Genomic DNA, 17,654 nt, shown 5'->3' on the forward strand with positions numbered 1-17,654 from the left:
AATGACGCTAGGAAGTTTTATTGTTGTAGATCAATGACTTAAGCTAGTGTTCGTAGGCTTGCGCACAATTTTGTCCACAAAATGTGTGCAGAACGCCGGTGACGGCTGAGGGGCGAGGACGCCGGATCGGCATGGCGCTGCCGAGCTGGTCCTCCCGCAGGCGCTGCACGCCTTGGCGGGGACGATGGAATGCCCCCTGCATGTTTTGCGTGCAGTTGCGTTCGATGTGTTTAAAATCAAGCACTTAATCCAGCCCCTACATGCTTCATCACAATCTTATCCACAAATACTGTGGAGATATGAATTTTCTTTGCCGCAACATCGGCAAGGCAATATAAGTCATGCAGGAAAGCCCGGAAATGCACATAAACCGTGGCGATACGGGCCTGTGATTAAATTTTGTGCAGTTTTGATTTTATGTTTAAAATCAAAGCCTTAATGATAAAAAAGCGGCATTGCTCACATTTTTGTCCACAAAAAGTGTGAGGAAGCCGGCAGGGTGGATGCTGCGCGGGAGGAAGGCGACACTGCTCATTTTTTGCGCCATGGAAGTTTCCTGATGAAAAACAATGACTTAGCTTGTCGGGGCTGCCATTGCACACAATTTTGTCCACAGAATGTGTTCGTAACTGCGAACGCTTGAGCTATCTCAATGCCGCCTTGAAAATTGGACCAGCCCAGCCAGGATGCGCATCTGACATGTGCCGTTTTCTTGCGCAGCCGCAAAATGTCCTTTGAAATCAAGGCGCTTTGACCTGGATCCGGTGCTTGCACACATTTTTATCCACAGAACTTGTGCAGAACCACACTTGCCGCACTGCTAGCAACTTGTTACATTGCTGAATTGATTTTCTTTCCTACAGGAGTTTCTCTTGCTCGCCATTTTTCAAGCTGCAGGCTGGCCCATCTGGCTGTTGCTGATTGCCTCGATCGTTGCGGTTGCCTTGATCGTGGAACGCCTGATCTACCTGCGCCGCGAGAAGATTCTCCCGAAGCAATTGCTGGATGACGTGATCCGTGTCTATCGTTCCGGCAAGATCACCCCCGACGTGGTCGACAAGCTCGAGCACAACTCGCCGCTCGGCACCGTGCTGGCCGCCGCGCTGCGCAACGTCGACGCCCCGCGCGACGTGATGAAGGAATCGATCGAGGAAGCGGGCCGCGGCGTCGCCCATGGCCTGGAACGCTTCCTGACCACGCTCGGCACCATCGCCTCGCTGGCGCCGCTGATGGGCCTGTTCGGCACCGTGGTCGGCATGATCGAGATCTTCGGCGCCCAGAGCCCGACCGGCGGCAGCAACCCGGCCCAGCTGGCGCACGGCATCTCGGTGGCCCTGTACAACACCGGCTTCGGCCTGGCCATCGCCATGCCGGCCCTGGTGTTCTACCGCCACTTCCGCGCCCTGGTCGACAGCTTCATCGTCGAGATGGAGCTGCAGGCCGTGAAATTCGTCGACGTCGTGCACGGGACCCGCAAATGATGAACTTCCGCCGCGGCCGGCAGCGCGAGGAACCGGAGATCAACCTGATTCCGTTCATCGACGTGCTGCTGGTGGTCCTGATCTTCCTGATGGTCTCTACCACCTACAGCAAGTTCACCGAACTGCAGATCACGCTGCCGACGGCCGATGCCGAGAAGGTCGAGCAGCGCCCCTTCGAGATCAATGTCACCATCGACGCCAAGGGCAACTACACGGTCAACAACGTACCGGTAGCCTTCCACAGCGTGGCCGGGCTGGCCGAGGACCTGAAGAACGCGGCCCGCAGCGGCGGCCCCGACGGCCAGCCGGCCGCGGACCCGGTCGTGATCGTCAACGCCGACCAGTTCGCGATGCACCAGATGGTGATCAACGTGCTGGAAGCGGCGCGCGTGGCCGGCTACGACAAGCTGACCTTCGCCGCCCAGACCGGCACCAAGAAATAAGAAGAAACAAGCGAAACACAAGCAAAAAACCAGCAAAAAACCAGCAGGATCAACGCAAGCGGGCGCCCCGGCGCTCGCCTCCTCATGGCTCACTCCCTCGAATCAACGCTCACCCGCGCCTGGCTGCGGCGCGGCCTCCTGGCCGTGGCGCTGCTGCCGCTCGCGCTGCTGTTCCGGCTGCTGGCCGCGGTCCGCGCCCTGCTGTACCGCCTCGGCCTGAAGAACAGCACCCGCCTGCCGGTACCGGTCATCGTGGTCGGCAACATCTTTATCGGCGGGACCGGCAAGACCCCGCTGACGATCTGGCTGGCGCAATGCCTGCGCGCTGCCGGCATGCGGCCGGGCGTGATCTCGCGCGGCCATGGCGGCGCCGGGTCGGCGCCGCGCGCGGTCGGCCCCCGCTCCAGCCCCGCCGAAGTGGGCGACGAACCGCTGCTGATCGCCGCCCGCGCCGATTGCCCGGTGGTGGTCGGCCGCGACCGTGCGCAGGCGGGCAGGGCGCTGCTGGCGGCGCATCCGGAGGTCGACGTCCTGATCGCCGACGACGGCCTGCAGCATTACGCCCTGGCGCGCGACATCGAGATCGTCCTGTTCGACGGCCGCGGCGTCGGCAACGGCTGGCTGCTGCCGGCCGGGCCGCTGCGCGAGCCGCCTTCGCGCCGTCGCGACTTCACGGTGATCAACGCGCCGGAGATCACGCCACAGCTGGCGCGCGCGGTCGGCGGCCAGCCCTTCCGCATGAGGCTGGAGGGCGACTTCGCCGAGCCCCTGATGCGTCCGGAAGCCTGCCTGCCCCTGGGGCGCCTGCAGGGCCGGCGCATCGTGGCCGCCGCCGGCATCGGCAACCCGGGCCGCTTCTTCGCCATGCTGCGCGCGGCCGGGCTGCGCTTCGACGAGCTGCCGCTGCCGGACCACCACGACTTCCTCGACCGCCCCTTCGACGCGGTCGACGCCGATGTCATCCTGATCACCGAGAAGGATGCAGTAAAATGTCGGCAACTTGATAACCTGAAGGACGATCCACGGCTGTGGGTCGTGCCCGTGACGGCGCGGATCGATCCCGCGCTGGCCGAACAAATCGTGGAGAAATGTCGTGGACGCTCGATTGCTTGATATCCTGGTGTGCCCCCTGTGCAAGAGCCCGCTCGAGTACGACAAGAAGGCGCAGGAACTGATCTGCCGCGCAGACCGCCTTGCCTATCCGATTCGCGATGGCATCCCGATCATGTGGGCCGACCAGGCGCGCAAGATCGAGCCGGCATGAGCGTATCGGCATGAGCTTTACCGTCATCATTCCGGCGCGGCTGGCGTCGACCCGCCTGCCGAACAAGCCGCTGGCCGACCTCGGCGGCAAGCCGATGGTGGTACGCGTGGCCGAGCGCGCGCGCGACTCGGGGGCCGCGCGCATCATCGTCGCCACCGACGCGCCGAGCATTGCCGCCGCCTGCGCCGCGCACGGCATCGAAGCTTGCATGACCCGCGCCGACCACCCGTCCGGTACCGACCGCATCGCCGAAGTCGCCCGCCAGCTGGGCCTGGCGCCGGATGCGGTGGTGGTCAACCTGCAGGGCGACGAGCCGCTGATCGACCCGGCGCTGCTGGCGGCCTGCGCCGCACTGATTCGCGACGGCGTGCCGATGGCCACCGTTGCCCACCCGATCCTCGAGGTCGCCGACGTCTTCAACCCGAACGTGGTCAAGGTCGTGCTCGACAAGGCGGGCAGGGCATTGTATTTCTCGCGCGCCACGATCCCCTGGCACCGCGACGCCTTTGCCGCAGCCAGGGAGTCGCTGCCGGCCGGCTATGCGCCGCTGCGCCACGTCGGCCTGTACGCCTACAGCAACGCTTTCCTCCAGGCTTATCCGGCACTGGAGAGCGCGCCCCTTGAAACCATCGAGGCGCTGGAGCAATTGCGCGTGCTCTGGCACGGATACCCGATCGCCGTGCACATCACCGACAGCGCGCCGCCGGCAGGGGTCGATACCCCGGACGACCTGGAGCGCGTACGCCGCCACTACTTTGCCTGAACGCCGATTGCGCTGTGTTTGTATTGTCTGCGCTATATCAAAACTCGCCGGTGGAAGGCCCCGAGATTGGCGTTAAAGCTGACTTTTGTGGTAACTTTCGTATCAAGTAAGCAGATATGCATCAAGCGCGAGCCTTCGCGCACATAAAAATTATCAACATCCTCTAAGAATCTAGGAAACTCATGCGTCTCATTCTGTTAGGAGCACCCGGCGCCGGTAAGGGCACTCAAGCCAATTTCATCAAGGAAAAGTTCAACATCCCGCAGATCTCCACCGGCGACATGCTGCGCGCCGCGATCAAGGCTGGAACCGAACTGGGCATGGCTGCCAAGAAGGTGATGGACGCGGGCCAGCTGGTCTCGGACGACATCATCATCGGCCTGGTGAAAGAGCGCCTGAAAGAAAGCGACTGCGCCAACGGCTACCTGTTCGACGGCTTCCCACGCACCATCGCGCAGGCCGACGCCATGAAAGACTGCGGCGTCATGATCGACTACGTGCTGGAAATCGATGTGCCGGACGACCTGATCGTCGAGCGCATGTCGGGCCGCCGCTCGCACCCGGCCTCGGGCCGCGTGTACCACACCAAGTTCAATCCGCCGAAGGTCGAAGGCGTCGACGACGTCAGCGGCGAGCCGCTGGTGCAGCGCGACGACGACAAGGAAGAGACCGTCCTGAAGCGTCTGGCCGTGTACCACAACCAGACCGAAGTACTGCTCGGCTACTACAACAACTGGGCCCAGTCGGGCCTGCCGGGCGCGCCGAAGTACCGCAAGATTTCGGGCGTCGGCCCGGTCGAGGGGGTGCGCGACGCCGCCTTCGCGGCGCTGTCGGAGTAATCCGGCGCGCGGCTGGCACGCTCCCGCGTGAGGCGGGGGCGGCAAAGTCGAGAGGTCTTGACGGCCCGGTCGATGCTCGGCCGGGCCGTTCTTCGTTCTGCGGCAGGAAACAAAAATGGCGCCGGCAGCGTTCGCCATGGATGGGGGACAGGAAGCGGCCCCGCACGCAAGCCAGCTTCAAGAAACAGTGCGCCCCGAATGCCATCCGCCGCCCAGGCTCGACGCCGTCCAGCTTTGACCGGACGGCGTCATGGGCGGAACGTTGCGCCGCCTTTGGAACGCGCTTACTTGGCCTGCGCCGACTTGCGCCGGGCTGCGGCGGCGCCCAGCAGGCCCAGGCCCACCAGGGCCAGGCTTGCTGGCTCGGGCACGTCGTTCGCCGCCAGCGCACCGCTGAAGTTGCTCAGCATGATGCGGCCGTCAATGTAGGGCTGCGAGTCGCCGTTGGTTTCATGGGCGCGCAGGCTCAGGATGTCGCCTGCCGTGAAGGCATACGAAAAGCTGTTGTGGATATTGTCGCCGCCATACGAAGCGACGGCGATATCGTTGACCAGAATGGTCAGGTCGGAACCGGCCATGAACCAGCCGTTGAAGGCGTTATACGAGAAATCGAAGCCGCCGCTGCCAGTGTTGTCCACTGCGGCACTGAACGTGAAGTAATTATTGCCGCAACCGGCACAGAAATAGGTGCCACGCGAATAGAACATTTCGACGCCGGAGGCCGTCGCGGTAATGGCCGTGGCATCGGCATCGCCGCTGGCGGTCCAGGAGCTTGGGGCGCTGAGCACGCCTGCGTTGGCGAAAGAGGCGACGGCGAAGACGGTGGTAGCGACAGCGGCGCGCAGCAAAGACTGGATATGCATGGAATCCCTTTGGAGTTGATTTATAGAACTTCTTCAGTTCAATAAGCAACGTTCATGCCAAAAGGAAATATCCCAACAAAAACAATATACTTACAGTAACTGGCGTGGCCGGGCTTGCATTTACTGTAATTATTTTCGACAGTGCGGATTGCCGCGACCGACGAGAAAACAGCCGGACCTGGTTCCTCCATGCGACTGCGTGCCGCGCCGGTCTTGCGGGCCGACCGCCTTACAGGTGGCGTTCCACCGCCGCCGTGAGCGAATCCCGGTCGGAGTCCCCGTGGTAGCGCTCGCCGTTGATGAAGAAACTCGGCGTTCCGTCCGCTCCCAGTGCCTTGCCTTCGGCCGCCTGGCGCTGGATCCGCTCGCGGTGCTTGCGCCTCGACAGGTCTTCGTCGAAGCGCGCTGCGTCCAGTCCCAACTGTTGCGCCAGCAGCGGCAACTGGGCTGGGGCCATCTGCGCCTGGTGCGCGAACAGGCTGTCGTGCATGTCCCAGAACCTGCCTTGATGTGCGGCCGCCTCGGCCGCCTCGGCGGCCGCTTCCGCATACGGGTGTATGCCGAGCGGCAAGTGCCGGTACACCAGTGTGATGCGCTCGCCATACTGCTGCTGCAGACCGGACAGGGTCGGATGGGCACGTGCGCAGTAGGGGCACTGGAAATCTCCGTACTCGATGATCACGACGTCGGCATCGGGACTGCCTCGGACGTGGTCGCCTTCCATGATCTGCACCTGGCTCATGCTCGCTCCTGTGATGTGAACGGCCTGATCTTCGCATGCCTGCCGCTGGGCAGGTCGTCCGTTACCGCCCATCAATCATGTAAAGGCGTGTGTCGCGTGCGCCCACGCCGCCTGCAGGCGCACATAATGGCCTGTCCACCATTCGCATCGCATGAGGTACGCCATGAGTCCCATCAAGTCCATGATCGCCGTGCTGTTCGCGCTGGGTTCGGCGGGCGCACTGGCCCAGAACGCGGCGCCGGCCATGCCGCCGCCGCCCACCGGTAAGCCGGTGGATGACAGCGCCGCCTACGGCCCGGTGCTGGATCCGCAGTCGATGCCGGCCACCACCGAGCGGCCGAGCCGGGCCGGTTCGGCGCCCATGGCGGGCTCGGCCCGCCCCCAGGCGCAGGAGGAGCGTGCCGGCCAGGAGCCGATCACCGGCAAGCCCGGCGCGGCCGATCCCTCGGCCCGTCCGGCGCCGCAGGGTACGCCGCCGCAACAGTCCGGGCGGGCGCAACAAGAACGCGAACAACCGCAGACCCAGCAGGAACGCCAGGGCCGGCCCGAGCGCCGGCAGCAGGCCGGGAAGGACAAGCAGGCGCAACGCCGTCCGGGTGCGGTCCAGCGCATCGAAGGCACGCCGCGCATCGCCGTGCCGGTCCCGCCGCCGCCGTTCCTGCCGGCGCCGGCGCGGGCCGTGCCGGCCCCGGTCGGCCCGCAGACCAGCCAGGTGGTGGGCTGCGTGGGCAGCGGCTGCACCGACGCGGCTGGCGCCACCTACAATGCCGGCGGGGCCGGCAATACCACCGTCAGCAGCGACGGCCGCCTGTGCACGCGCAACGGCGCCAACATGCAATGCCTGTGAGGCCGCAAGCATAGCTGAGTCGGCAAAATGGTTTTTCCGGCCAAAAGTTCGCTACAATGCCGCTGTTTGACGTTAACGTAAACGTCACCCGCTCGAAGACGGCGGCACTAGAACTTTTAAAAGGGAAAACCATGCAGATTCAGGACAATGTGTTCATCGTGACCGGCGGCGCGTCGGGCCTCGGCGCAGCCACGGCGCGCATGATTGCTCAAGCGGGCGGCAAGGTCGTCATCGCCGACGTGCAGGTGGAAGCCGGCGCCGCCCTGGCCGGCGAACTGGGCGGCCAGTTCGTCAAGTGCGACGTCACTTCGGAGGCGGATGGCCTGGCGGTCGTCGAGGCAGCCGCCAAGCTGGGCTCCTTGCGCGGCCTGGTCAACTGCGCCGGCGTGGCGCCGGCGATCAAGACCGTCGGCAAGGACGGCCCGCACCCACTGGATGCCTTCCAGCGCGCGGTGAACATCAACCTGGTCGGTACCTTCAACATGTGCCGCCTGGCGGCCGACGCGATGGGCAAGCTCGACGCCGGCGAGTACGGCGAGCGCGGCATCATCATCAACACCGCCTCGGTGGCGGCCTTCGACGGCCAGATCGGCCAGGCAGCCTACGGCTCCTCGAAAGCGGCCGTCGCCGGCATGACCCTGCCGATGGCGCGCGACCTGGCGCGCAGCGGCGTGCGCGTGATGACCATCGCCCCGGGCATCTTCGAGACTCCGATGCTGATGGGGATGCCGCAGGAAGTGCGCGATTCGCTGGGCAAGATGGTGCCGTTCCCGCCGCGCCTCGGCATGCCGAACGAGTATGCGCACCTGGCCAAGGCCATCATCGAAAACGTGATGCTCAACGGTGAAACGATCCGCCTCGACGGCGCGATTCGCATGCAGCCAAAATAAGCGGGCCTGAAGGCAGCTTCCAATTGTTGTACGATGGGAAGATGTCGGGCGCGTGGCGCGAGCCGCGCGCCCGTTTTGCTTTTGGAGAGACGATTTGACGAACATGACAATCCGCCGCGCCCTGCCGGCACTGGCATCGGCGCTGGCACTGGCACTCGGCGTCAGCCCCTCCGTCCTGGCGCAGGACGCACGCCAGGCCGCCCCCGAAGCCGCCACCGGCTACGCCCACAAGGCCGGCTGGCCGGCACAGAAATACATGGTGGCCGCCGCCAATCCGCTGGCGGTGGAGGCCGGCTACCAGATGCTCAGGCAGGGCGGCAGCGCGATCGACGCCGCCATCGCCACCCAGATGGTGTTGACCCTGGTCGAGCCGCAATCCTCCGGGATCGGCGGCGGCGCCTTCCTGGTCCACTACGACGGCCGCCAGACCCAGGCCTTCGACGGCCGCGAGACCGCACCGGGCAAAGCCGACGAACACCTGTTCCAGCGCCCCGACGGCACGCCGCTGTCGCGGACCGAGGGCATCGTCGGCGGCCGCTCGGTGGGCGCGCCGGGCGTGCTGCGCATGCTCGAACTGGCGCATCGCCAGCACGGCAAACTGCCGTGGAAGGTCTTGTTCGCACCGGCCATCAGGCTGTCGGAACAGGGCTTCGCGGTCAGTCCGCGCCTGCATGCGCTGCTGTCGGGCGAGCGCAACCTGCGCAAGGATCCGGTGGCGGCCCGCTACTTCTACGGCAACGGCGGCCAGCCCTGGCCGGTCGGCCACATCCTGAAGAACCCGGCGCTGGCCAGGACCCTGCGCGAGATCGCCGAAGGCGGCGCCGACGCGTTCTATCACGGCCACATCGCGCGCGACATCGCGGCCAAGGTGCAGGGCCACCCGACCAACCCCGGCCTGCTCAGCGCCGCCGACATCGCCGACTACCGGCCCAAGGTCCGCACGCCGGTGTGCAGCGATTATCGCGCCTATACGGTATGCGGCATGCCGCCGCCTTCTTCCGGCGGCATCGCCGTGGCCCAGATGCTGGGCATGTTCGAGACCTTCGACATGAAGGCGCTGGCGCCCGCCAACGGCGTGCCGGGACCGGATGCCGTGCACCTGTTCAGCGAAGTGGGCCGCCTGGCCTACGCCGACCGCAACCGCTACGCGGCCGACACCGACTTCGTGCCGCTGCCGGGCCGCGGCGTGCCCAGCCTGATCGACAAGACCTACCTGGCCGAGCGCGCCAGGCTGGTGGGGCCGCGCTCGATGGGCGAGGCGCCGGCCGGCAAGCCGCCCGGCATGGAGATGGCCTGGCACTGGGGCAAGGACAACGCCATCGAGAACCCGTCGACCTCGCACGTGGCGGTGGTCGACGGGTTCGGCGCCGGCCTGGCGATGACCACCACCATCGAGGACGCCTTCGGGTCGCGCCAGATGGTCGACGGCTTCATCCTGAACAACCAGCTGACCGATTTCTCGTTCGCGTCGCGTGACGCCGACGGCCCGATCGCCAACCGCGTGGAGGCGGGCAAGCGCCCGCGCAGCGCGATGTCGCCGACCGTGGTGTTCGACCGCCAGACCGGCAGGCTGGTGCTCACCGTCGGTTCGCCGGGCGGTCCGGCCATCATCAACTACGTCGCCAAGGTGCTGGTCGGCACCCTCGACTGGGGCCTGAACGTGCAGCAGGCGATCTCGCTGCCCAACTTCGGCAGCCGCAACGGCCCGACCGAACTCGAAGCGGGGCGCTTCCCGTCCGCCACCATCGAGATGCTCGAGGCGCGCGGCCACAAGCTGCGCCTGAGCGAGCAGACCTCGGGCCTGCACGGCATCCAGCGCATCGAGGTGCATGGCGTGCCGCTGTGGTACGGCGGGGCCGATCCGCGCCGCGAGGGCGTGGCCAAGGGCGACTGAGCGTGGCCGCACGGCCGCGCGGCCGCGGGCCTGATCGCCGGCGCCGGGGCGGCCGCGTCTGCTAGAATCGGCCGCATCCGCCAGTCACAGGAGATGCGCCGTGTTCTTGCCAGGCGACCCGATACCCGAGTTCAAGGCACGTACGACAAGCAATCCGCGCTACACGTTTTATACGGTAGCCGGACGCTACGTGGTCCTGAGTTTTCTCGGCAGCGCTTCGGACCCGCGGGTCAGGCAGGTGGTCGCCCATGTCGAGCGCCGGCAGGATGTCTTCGATGACCGCCATGCGAGTTTTTTCGGCGTCTCCGTCGACCCGGACGACGAAGCCTGCGGACGGCTGCGCGACAGGATTCCGGGCATCCGCTATTTCTGGGACGCCGGGCTGGCGCTCTCCAGGGTCTTCGGGGCGATCGACGCAGCCGCCCCGGGCGGCCGGGAGTTCCAGGCATTCACGCTGGTGCTCGATCCGATGCTCCGGGTGATCGCCCATATTCCCTTGACCGCGGCGCAGCGGCACAATGCCGCGCTCGACGCGGTGATCGCGGGTCTGCCTCCCGTCGCGGAGCACGCCGGGACGGCGCTCAATGCGCCGGTGCTGGTCCTGCCGCGCGTATTCGACGACGCCTTGTGCCGGCAGCTCATCGCGCTTTACCAACGGTACGGCGGGCAGGAATCCGGGTTCATGCGCGAGGTGGCGGGCAAAACGGTCGAGGTCAGGGAAGCAGGCTTCAAGCGCCGCCACGACTTCGCCTTCGACACCATCCCGGAGCTGGACGGCGTCAGGGCAAGCATCCGGGCCTGCCTGGAGCGCCGCCTGCTTCCCCAGATCAAGCGCGCCTTCCAGTTCGACGCGACGCGCATGGAACGCTTCCTGGTGGCCCGCTACGACGCCGCGAGCGGCGGCTTTTTTCGTCCGCACAAGGACAACACGACGCTGGGCACGGCGCACCGGCGTTTCGCCTGCACGATCAATCTCAATGCCGGCGACTACACCGGTGGCGACCTGCGTTTCCCGGAATTCGGCCCGCGCACCTACCGTGCCCCCAGCGGCGGCGCCATCGTGTTCTCGTGTTCGCTCCTGCATGAGGCGACGCCGGTCGGGTCGGGCGTGCGCTATGCGTTCCTGCCGTTCTTCTACGACGAGGCGGGGGCCCGCCAGCGCCAGGAGAATGCGTCTTCGCTGACCGGCCAGGTCTTCGACCGCGCCAAGGGAGAAAGCGAATATGCCGCACTGGCCCGCGCGGCCGGCGCGGGGCCGTGAGCATGGGCAGCCCGGCGCCGGATGCGGCGCGGCCATGCGCTCGGGGTGGATCGAACGTCGGCGAAATCCAACTACACCCTATTTATTTCCCAACAGACAGCTGACTTTTGCTAAGCTTGGCGGGTGGACAGTCAAGCAAAAACGGGCCTGGTCCTCACAGGCGGTGGAGCACGCGCCGCCTATCAGGCCGGCGTGATGCATGCGATCGCCCGCATCCTGGCCGACGCCGGCCGTCCGGCCCTGCGTTCTCCCTTCGACATCATCTGCGGCACCTCGGCCGGCGCCCTGAACGCGACCGCGCTGGCCTGCCGCGCCGATGACTTCACCAGCGCCGTGCGCGGTCTCCTGAACGTGTGGGAGGGCGTGCAGGCGCACCAGGTCTACCGTGCCGATTCGCTGGCGGTGCTGCGCTCCGGGGCGCGCTGGCTGTCCTTGCTGTCGTTCGGCTGGCTGCTGCGCAAGTGGCACGCCGCGCCGCCCCAGTCCCTGCTCGACAACACCCCGCTGGCCGGCCTGCTGCATCGCGTGCTGGACCTGCCGCGCCTGGATGCGGCCCTGGCCGACGGCGTGCTGCACGCGCTGGCCATCACCGCCTCGTCCTATTCGAGCGGCCAGCACATCACCTTCTACCAGGCGGCGCGCGAGATCGCGCCCTGGCTGCGCCACCAGCGGCTGGCGATGTCGACCCAGATCGGCGTCGAGCACCTGCTGGCCTCGAGCGCGATTCCCTTCATCTTTCCGGCGGTGCCGCTGTACCTGGGCGGACGGCGCGAATACTGCGGCGACGGCTCGATGCGCCAGTTGGCGCCGATCGCGCCGGCGATCCACCTGGGCGCGACCCGGGTGCTGGTGGTGGGGGCAGGGCGGATGTCGGAGCCGGCGCCCGACCCGGCCCAGGGCCCGGCCACCAGCGGCGGCTACCCGAGCCTGGCGCAGATCGCCGGCCATGCGCTGTCCTCGATCTTCCTCGACAGCCTGGCGGCCGACGTCGAACGCCTGCAGCGGGTCAACCAGACCCTCGAAGGCGTGCCCCCCGCGGCGCGCGCGGCGCTGCCGCTGCGGCGCGTGGAACTGCTGGTGATCGCGCCCTCCGAACGGCTCGACGACATCGCGCTGCGCCACGTCCACGACCTGCCGGCCCCGGTGCGCACGCTGCTGGGCGGGATCGGCGCGCTCGAAACCCGCGGCGCGGCGCTGGCGTCCTACCTGCTGTTCGAGGGCGCCTACACGCGCGAGCTGATCCGCCTCGGCGAGCGCGACACACTGGCCCGGCGCGACGACGTGCTGGCCTTCTTCCCCGCATGAGCGCGCTGCTTCGCCTGCTGGCCGCGCGCCTGCTCCCGCTGCTGCTGCTGGCCTTGTGCAGCGGCGCGCTGGCCGCCCCGCCGCGCCCGACCCTGCGCTTCGAGCACCTGTCGGTGGCCGAAGGGCTGGCCCAGGAAACGGTGCTGGCCGTGGCCCAGGACCGCGACGGCTTCATGTGGTTCGGCACCCAGAACGGCCTGTCGCGCTACGACGGCTACCGTGTCATCAACTACCGCACCGTGCCGGGCAAGCCGCGTTCGCTGTCGAACAGCTGGGTGCGGGTGCTGCACCTCGACCGCCACGGCCGGCTGTGGCTGGGCACCGATGGCGGGCTGAACCTGTACGACCCGGTCACCCAGTCCTTCACCCTGTTCGTGCCGGAGGAGACGGCGCGGCGCGGCAACGGCAATCGTCACATCAGTGCCATCGTCGGCGACGGCCGCGACGGGCTCTGGATCGGCACCAACGACGGCCTGCAGCACTTCGACACGGTGCTGCGCCGCTTCACCACCTGGCACCACGAGCGTGGCAACGAGGCCAGCCTGAGCGACGACAACGTGAATGCGCTGGCGCTCGATGGCGCCGGGCGCCTGTGGATCGGCACCGGCGGGGGACTCGACAGCCTGGGGCCGGAACGCCGGCGCATCGAGCACCATCCGTCCGGCCTGGGGCCGCGCAGCAACCCGGTGCATGCCCTGATGGTGGATGGCGAGCAGCGCCTGTGGGTGGGCCGCCTGGGCGGACTGGAGCGCCGCGCCCTGACCGGGCCGGAGGCGGGCAAGGCACGCCGTTTCGGCCCGGCGGACGGCATCGGCCCCTGGTGGATCACGGCCTTGTACCGCGACGCCGGCAACGACATCTGGATCGGCACCCACGACGAGGGCCTGCTGCGCTGGCGCGGCCGCGATGACGGCTTCGAGCGCCATCGGCACATCGTCACCGACCGCCACAGCCTGGGCGACAACCAGGTGGCTTCGCTGTACCGCGACCGCCTCGGCACCTTCTGGGTCGGCACCTGGTATGCGGGAGTATCGCGCGTGGACCTGGGCAGCGGCGGCTTCACCCGCATCGTGCGCAGCGGCGATGCGCGCCATACCCTGGCCGACAACAAGGCGCGCGCGCTGCTCGCCGACGTGACGGAAGCGGGGCAGCGGCTGTGGGTCGGCACCGCCACCGCCCTCAACCACGTCGACTTGGCCACCGGCGCCACCACCGTCCATCGCCCCGACCCGAAAGACCCGAACAGCCTGGCCGATGTGCCGGCTTCCGCGCTGGCCCGCGACGCCATGGGCCGCCTGTGGATCGGGAGCCGCACCGGGATCACGTCGTTCGATCCCGCGACGCGCCGTTTCGTGCACCAGGCGCTGCCCGGCGATGCCGACGCCAACAGCGTGCGCGCCATGTACACCGGGCGCGACGGGGGAATCTGGATCGCCACCCGTGGCGGCCTGCACCGGCTCGATCCGGCCACCCGCATGATCGAGAGCTGGCGCCACGACCCGAACCGGTCGACCAGCCTGGCCGACGACATCGTGCGCCCGATGCTGCAGGACCGGCGCGGCCGCATGTGGGTCGGCACCTTCGACGGCCTCGACCTGATGGACGTCGCCAGCGGGCGCTTCCGCCACTTCCGCCACGATCCCTACGATGTGAACAGCTTGAGCCACGACGAGGTGCACGCGCTGTTCGAGGACAGCCGTGGCGACATCTGGGTCGGCACGGCGGTGGGCCTGAACCGCATGGTCACGGCCGCCGACGGCTCGGTCAGCTTCGTGCGCTACACCACGCGCGACGGCTTGCTCGACGATGCCGTTGCCGCGATACTGGAAGACGCCGATGGCCGCCTGTGGGTCAGCACCACCAGCGGCATCTCGCGCTTCGACCCGGCCACCAGGCGCTGGCGCAACTACACCGCCGCCGACGGCATCACGGAAGGCGCCTTCTTCGACTCCTCGGCATTGCGCGGGCCCGACGGCACCCTGTACTTCGGCGGCTTCAACGGCATCACCGCCTTCGATCCGCGCGCGATCCGCCACAACGGGGTGGCGCCGCGTCCGGTGATCACCGGGATGACCATCTTCAACCGGCCGGTCGAGGAAGCGCTGCCGGGTGCGCTCCAGGGACCGATCGAGCATGCCGAGATGGTGACGCTGCCGGCCAAGGCCTCGGTGTTCTCGCTGGAGTTCGCGGCGCTGCATTTCGCCGCCCCCGAGCGCAACCGGTTCGCCTACCGGCTCGACGGCTTCGACCAGGACTGGGTGCAGGGAGACGCCGCCAAGCGCTTTGCCACCTACACCAACCTCGACCCCGGCACCTACGTGTTCCGGCTGCGCGCGGCCAACAAGGACGGCGTCTGGAGCGAGCAGGCGGCGGCGCTGGCCATCACGATCGAGCCGCCGCCCTGGGGCACGCCATGGTTCCGCGCGCTTGCGGCGCTGCTGCTGGCCACGCTCGGCTACGCCGCGGTGCGGATGCGCCTGTCGGGACTGCGCCGCCAGAAGGAGCAGCTGGAAAGCCAGGTCGGCGCGCGCACCGAACAGGTCGAGCAGCAGAACCGCATGCTCGAGCGCCAGACCCAGGAGCTGCGCGACCAGGAACAGCGCGTGCGCCAGCAGTCCAACGAGCTGGCGCGCGCCTACCGCGCGCTGCAGGAGAACGAGGAGTTCCTGCGCCAGGCCAAGCAGCGCGCCGAGGACGCGACGCGCCAGAAGTCGGAGTTCCTGGCCAACATGAGCCACGAGATGCGCACCCCGCTGGCCGGCGTGATCGGCATGCTCGGCTTCGCCCTGCGCGATGCGGGCTTGCGCGAGACCACGCGCGAGCAGATCCAGCGCGGCCAGGGCAATGCCCAGTCGCTGCTGGCGATCATCAACGACCTGCTCGACTTCTCGAAGATCGAGGCGGGCAAGCTGAGCATCGAGAACATCGACTTCGACCTGCGCGCCAAGGTCGGCAGCGTGGCCAGCCTGTTCGAGGAGCAGGCCGCCGGCAAGAGCGTCGGCTTCGAGGTCGGCATCGACCCGGCCTTGCCGCACTTCGTGGTGGGCGATCCGACCCGCCTGCGCCAGGTGCTGGTGAACCTGGTCGGGAATGCCTTCAAGTTCACCCGCTCCGGCTCGGTCTCGCTGCAGGTCGAGCTGCGCGAAGAAGACCAGGTGCGTGGCGAAGGCTGGAACATGGTGCGCTTCACGGTGCGCGACACCGGCATCGGCATCCCGGCCGATGCGCTGCCGCGCCTGTTCCAGAAGTTCGAGCAGGCCGACACCACGACCACGCGCCGCTACGGCGGCACCGGCCTCGGGCTGGCGATCTGCCGCCAGCTGGTGGCGCTGATGGGCGGTTCGATCGGCGTCAACAGCGTCGAAGGCAAGGGCAGCACCTTCAGCGTGCTGCTGCCGCTGGCCGACGGCATCGAGCCCCCGCAGGTCGAACAGGCGCTGCGCGCGCCCCACAGTCACCGCCTGCGGGTCCTGTGCGCCGAGGACTTCCCGACCAACCAGATCATCGCCCGCACCATGGTCGAGGAGATGGGCCACCGGATCGATATCGCCGAGAACGGACTGGATGCGGTGGCGGCCTGCGCCCGCGTGCGCTACGACCTGGTGCTGATGGACGGGCGCATGCCCGAGATGGACGGCGCCACCGCCACCCGCCTCATCCGCGCCGGCGGCACGCCGGATGCGCCGGTGCTCGACCAGCACATGATGATCGTCGCCCTCACCGCCAACGCGAGCGGGGAGGACCGCGCGCGCTACCTGGCCTGCGGCATGGACGCCTTCCTGACCAAGCCGATCGACGAGGACGCGCTGCACCAGCAGATTTCGCGTGCCATCGAGCGCCAGCTCGGGCGCGGCATCGCGCTGCCGCCGATGCCGTCGCTGGCTTCGCCCCTGGCCGCGCTGGACGCGATGTTCGGCGTGGCGCCGGCGACGCAGGACGCGGACGCGGCGGCGGCGGCGGCGGTCAATCCCGGCCGCCGCGCCGGCGACCTCGATGCGCGCCTGCGCGCCGCCTTCGCCGCCGACCTGCCGCGCCGCCGCGCCGAACTCGATGCGGCGCTGCAGGCGGACGACCTGGAGGCGGCGGGCAGGGTGCTGCACGGCCTGCGCGGCAGCGCCGCCTACCTGGGTGAATCCGGGCTCGGCCAGCTGTGCGCGACGCTCGAAGCGGCCGCCGATGCCGGCGAGCGCGAACGCCTGCGGGCCGGCCTCGTTCATCTCGGGCGCCAGCTGGACGCTTTCGAGCAGTCCTGAGCCCGCTTGTGCGGCATGCTGGCCGCACTGTACATATAATGACAACATTGACGCAGGGAATGGGAGCACAGGCTCGATGAAAGTGCTGGTGGTGGATGACGACGTGGTGTCGCGCATGATGCTGATGCATCTGGTCGACGGCTGCGGACGCTACGACATCGTGGAGGCCGAGGACGGCGAGGACGCCTGGCGTGCGCTGGCGGACGGGCTGCGTCCCGGCGTCGTGTTCTGCGACTTGCGCATGCCGCGCCTGGACGGCATGGCGCTGCTGGCGCGGGTGCGCGCCGCCCGCGATGATCCTGCGCTGGCCGGCTTGCCCTTCGTGCTGGTGTCGGCGGCCTCCGATTCCGATACCCTGGCCGAGGCCGGGCGCCTGGGCGCCGACGGCTACATCGTCAAGCCCTTCGCGGTGGGGCAGGTGCGGGCCCAGCTCGCGCGCCTGGCGCAGCCCGACGAAGACCCGGCCGCGGTGGCGCAGCGCCTGGGCGTCGCGCCCGGGCGCCTGCTGCTCTATCTCGACGGCCTGCAGCGCCAGCTCGCCGCAGCCGCGGCGGCGCCGGAACGGGCCGCGCAGCTGGAGCGCCTGGCCGAGGGCTGCGCCACGCTCGGGCTGGCGGACAGCGCGGCGCGGCTGCGCGCCGCGGCGCAGGAGCCGGCGCAGGCGCAAGACCAGGCGCAAGACCAGACGCAAGACCGGGCACCGGCGATCCAGGCGGCGCTCGCCCATGCGCTTGCCGCGGTCGCGCGCCAGCAAGGGCGCATCCAGGGCTGAGCGCAAGGCCGCGCCCGAATTCTCTTGCCGGCAAATT

General features: G+C 68.0%; 15 protein-coding genes. 13 read left to right on the top strand and 2 right to left on the bottom strand.

Annotated elements, in window-relative coordinates; genetic code table 11:
• Nucleotides 1-872 precede the first annotated feature (872 nt).
• The 6 genes from IM543_08010 (at nt 873) to adk (ending at nt 4,790) form a co-directional block, all read left to right on the top strand.
• Entirely contained in the window at nt 873-1,481 is a 609-nt protein-coding gene (locus tag IM543_08010) for a MotA/TolQ/ExbB proton channel family protein (protein ID QOY95769.1), read from the top strand.
• Nucleotides 1,481-1,924 carry a biopolymer transporter ExbD gene (locus IM543_08015; GenBank protein ID QOY96578.1) on the top strand — a complete coding sequence of 148 codons (444 nt, stop codon included), beginning with the start codon at nt 1,481-1,483 and terminating at the stop codon, nt 1,922-1,924. The genes IM543_08010 and IM543_08015 overlap by 1 nt, the downstream gene beginning before the upstream one ends.
• Nucleotides 1,925-2,008: 84 nt before the next feature.
• Nucleotides 2,009-3,037, top strand: a complete 1,029-nt coding sequence (locus IM543_08020) for a tetraacyldisaccharide 4'-kinase (GenBank protein QOY95770.1) — start codon at nt 2,009-2,011, stop codon at nt 3,035-3,037.
• On the top strand, nt 3,018-3,188 hold the full coding sequence (locus IM543_08025) for a Trm112 family protein (GenBank protein ID QOY95771.1): 171 nt from the start codon (nt 3,018-3,020) through the stop codon (nt 3,186-3,188). The genes IM543_08020 and IM543_08025 overlap by 20 nt, the downstream gene beginning before the upstream one ends.
• Before the next feature lie 10 nt (nt 3,189-3,198).
• The gene (gene kdsB / locus IM543_08030) at nt 3,199-3,951 is read left to right on the top strand and encodes a 3-deoxy-manno-octulosonate cytidylyltransferase (protein ID QOY95772.1); all 753 of its coding nucleotides are present in this window, start codon (nt 3,199-3,201) and stop codon (nt 3,949-3,951) included.
• Between the two features lie 182 nt (nt 3,952-4,133).
• Nucleotides 4,134-4,790, top strand: a complete 657-nt coding sequence (gene adk, locus IM543_08035; protein QOY95773.1) for an adenylate kinase — start codon at nt 4,134-4,136, stop codon at nt 4,788-4,790.
• A 284-nt stretch (nt 4,791-5,074) separates the two neighbouring features.
• On the opposite strand, the gene IM543_08040 is transcribed toward adk, so the two are convergent.
• Together IM543_08040 and IM543_08045 are read right to left on the bottom strand one after the other, a co-directional pair.
• Nucleotides 5,075-5,653 carry a PEP-CTERM sorting domain-containing protein gene (locus IM543_08040; GenBank protein QOY95774.1) on the bottom strand — a complete coding sequence of 193 codons (579 nt, stop codon included), beginning with the start codon at nt 5,651-5,653 and terminating at the stop codon, nt 5,075-5,077.
• Between the two features lie 229 nt (nt 5,654-5,882).
• On the bottom strand, nt 5,883-6,395 hold the full coding sequence (locus IM543_08045; GenBank protein QOY95775.1) for a DsbA family protein: 513 nt from the start codon (nt 6,393-6,395) through the stop codon (nt 5,883-5,885).
• Between the two features lie 163 nt (nt 6,396-6,558).
• On the opposite strand from IM543_08045, the gene IM543_08050 reads away from it, so the two are divergent.
• The 7 genes from IM543_08050 to IM543_08080 all read left to right on the top strand — a co-directional run bounded on the left by IM543_08050 (nt 6,559) and on the right by IM543_08080 (nt 17,617).
• Entirely contained in the window at nt 6,559-7,242 is a 684-nt protein-coding gene (locus IM543_08050) for a hypothetical protein (protein ID QOY95776.1), read from the top strand.
• Nucleotides 7,243-7,373: 131 nt separating this feature from the next.
• Nucleotides 7,374-8,132, top strand: coding sequence for a 3-hydroxyacyl-CoA dehydrogenase (locus IM543_08055; protein QOY95777.1), 759 nt, complete (start codon nt 7,374-7,376; stop codon nt 8,130-8,132).
• A gap of 103 nt (nt 8,133-8,235) precedes the next feature.
• Entirely contained in the window at nt 8,236-10,026 is a 1,791-nt protein-coding gene (ggt, locus tag IM543_08060; protein ID QOY95778.1) for a gamma-glutamyltransferase, read from the top strand.
• A gap of 100 nt (nt 10,027-10,126) precedes the next feature.
• Nucleotides 10,127-11,287: a 2OG-Fe(II) oxygenase gene (locus IM543_08065; protein ID QOY95779.1), complete on the top strand. Its 1,161-nt coding sequence runs from the start codon at nt 10,127-10,129 to the stop codon at nt 11,285-11,287.
• Nucleotides 11,288-11,410: 123 nt separating this feature from the next.
• Nucleotides 11,411-12,592, top strand: coding sequence for a patatin-like phospholipase family protein (locus IM543_08070; protein QOY95780.1), 1,182 nt, complete (start codon nt 11,411-11,413; stop codon nt 12,590-12,592).
• Nucleotides 12,589-16,845, top strand: a complete 4,257-nt coding sequence (locus IM543_08075) for a response regulator (protein ID QOY95781.1) — start codon at nt 12,589-12,591, stop codon at nt 16,843-16,845. The genes IM543_08070 and IM543_08075 overlap by 4 nt, the downstream gene beginning before the upstream one ends.
• A gap of 76 nt (nt 16,846-16,921) precedes the next feature.
• Nucleotides 16,922-17,617 carry a response regulator gene (locus tag IM543_08080; protein ID QOY95782.1) on the top strand — a complete coding sequence of 232 codons (696 nt, stop codon included), beginning with the start codon at nt 16,922-16,924 and terminating at the stop codon, nt 17,615-17,617.
• The last annotated feature ends 37 nt before the right edge of the window (nt 17,618-17,654 follow it).

The sequence above is a fragment of the Massilia sp. UMI-21 genome (genome assembly GCA_015277795.1).
Lineage (GTDB): Bacteria > Pseudomonadota > Gammaproteobacteria > Burkholderiales > Burkholderiaceae_D > Telluria.

Bases quoted from the DNA above. Each gene is read 5' to 3' on its own strand.
- IM543_08015 (QOY96578.1), top strand. From the start codon at position 1,481: ATGAACTTCCGCCGCGGCCGGCAGCGCGAGGAACCGGAGATCAACCTG.
- IM543_08020 (QOY95770.1), top strand. From the start codon at position 2,009: ATGGCTCACTCCCTCGAATCAACGCTCACCCGCGCCTGGCTGCGGCGC.
- kdsB (QOY95772.1), top strand. From the start codon at position 3,199: ATGAGCTTTACCGTCATCATTCCGGCGCGGCTGGCGTCGACCCGCCTG.
- adk (QOY95773.1), top strand. From the start codon at position 4,134: ATGCGTCTCATTCTGTTAGGAGCACCCGGCGCCGGTAAGGGCACTCAA.
- IM543_08040 (QOY95774.1), bottom strand. From the start codon at position 5,653: ATGCATATCCAGTCTTTGCTGCGCGCCGCTGTCGCTACCACCGTCTTC.
- IM543_08045 (QOY95775.1), bottom strand. From the start codon at position 6,395: ATGAGCCAGGTGCAGATCATGGAAGGCGACCACGTCCGAGGCAGTCCC.
- IM543_08050 (QOY95776.1), top strand. From the start codon at position 6,559: ATGAGTCCCATCAAGTCCATGATCGCCGTGCTGTTCGCGCTGGGTTCG.
- IM543_08055 (QOY95777.1), top strand. From the start codon at position 7,374: ATGCAGATTCAGGACAATGTGTTCATCGTGACCGGCGGCGCGTCGGGC.
- ggt (QOY95778.1), top strand. From the start codon at position 8,236: ATGACAATCCGCCGCGCCCTGCCGGCACTGGCATCGGCGCTGGCACTG.
- IM543_08075 (QOY95781.1), top strand. From the start codon at position 12,589: ATGAGCGCGCTGCTTCGCCTGCTGGCCGCGCGCCTGCTCCCGCTGCTG.
- IM543_08080 (QOY95782.1), top strand. From the start codon at position 16,922: ATGAAAGTGCTGGTGGTGGATGACGACGTGGTGTCGCGCATGATGCTG.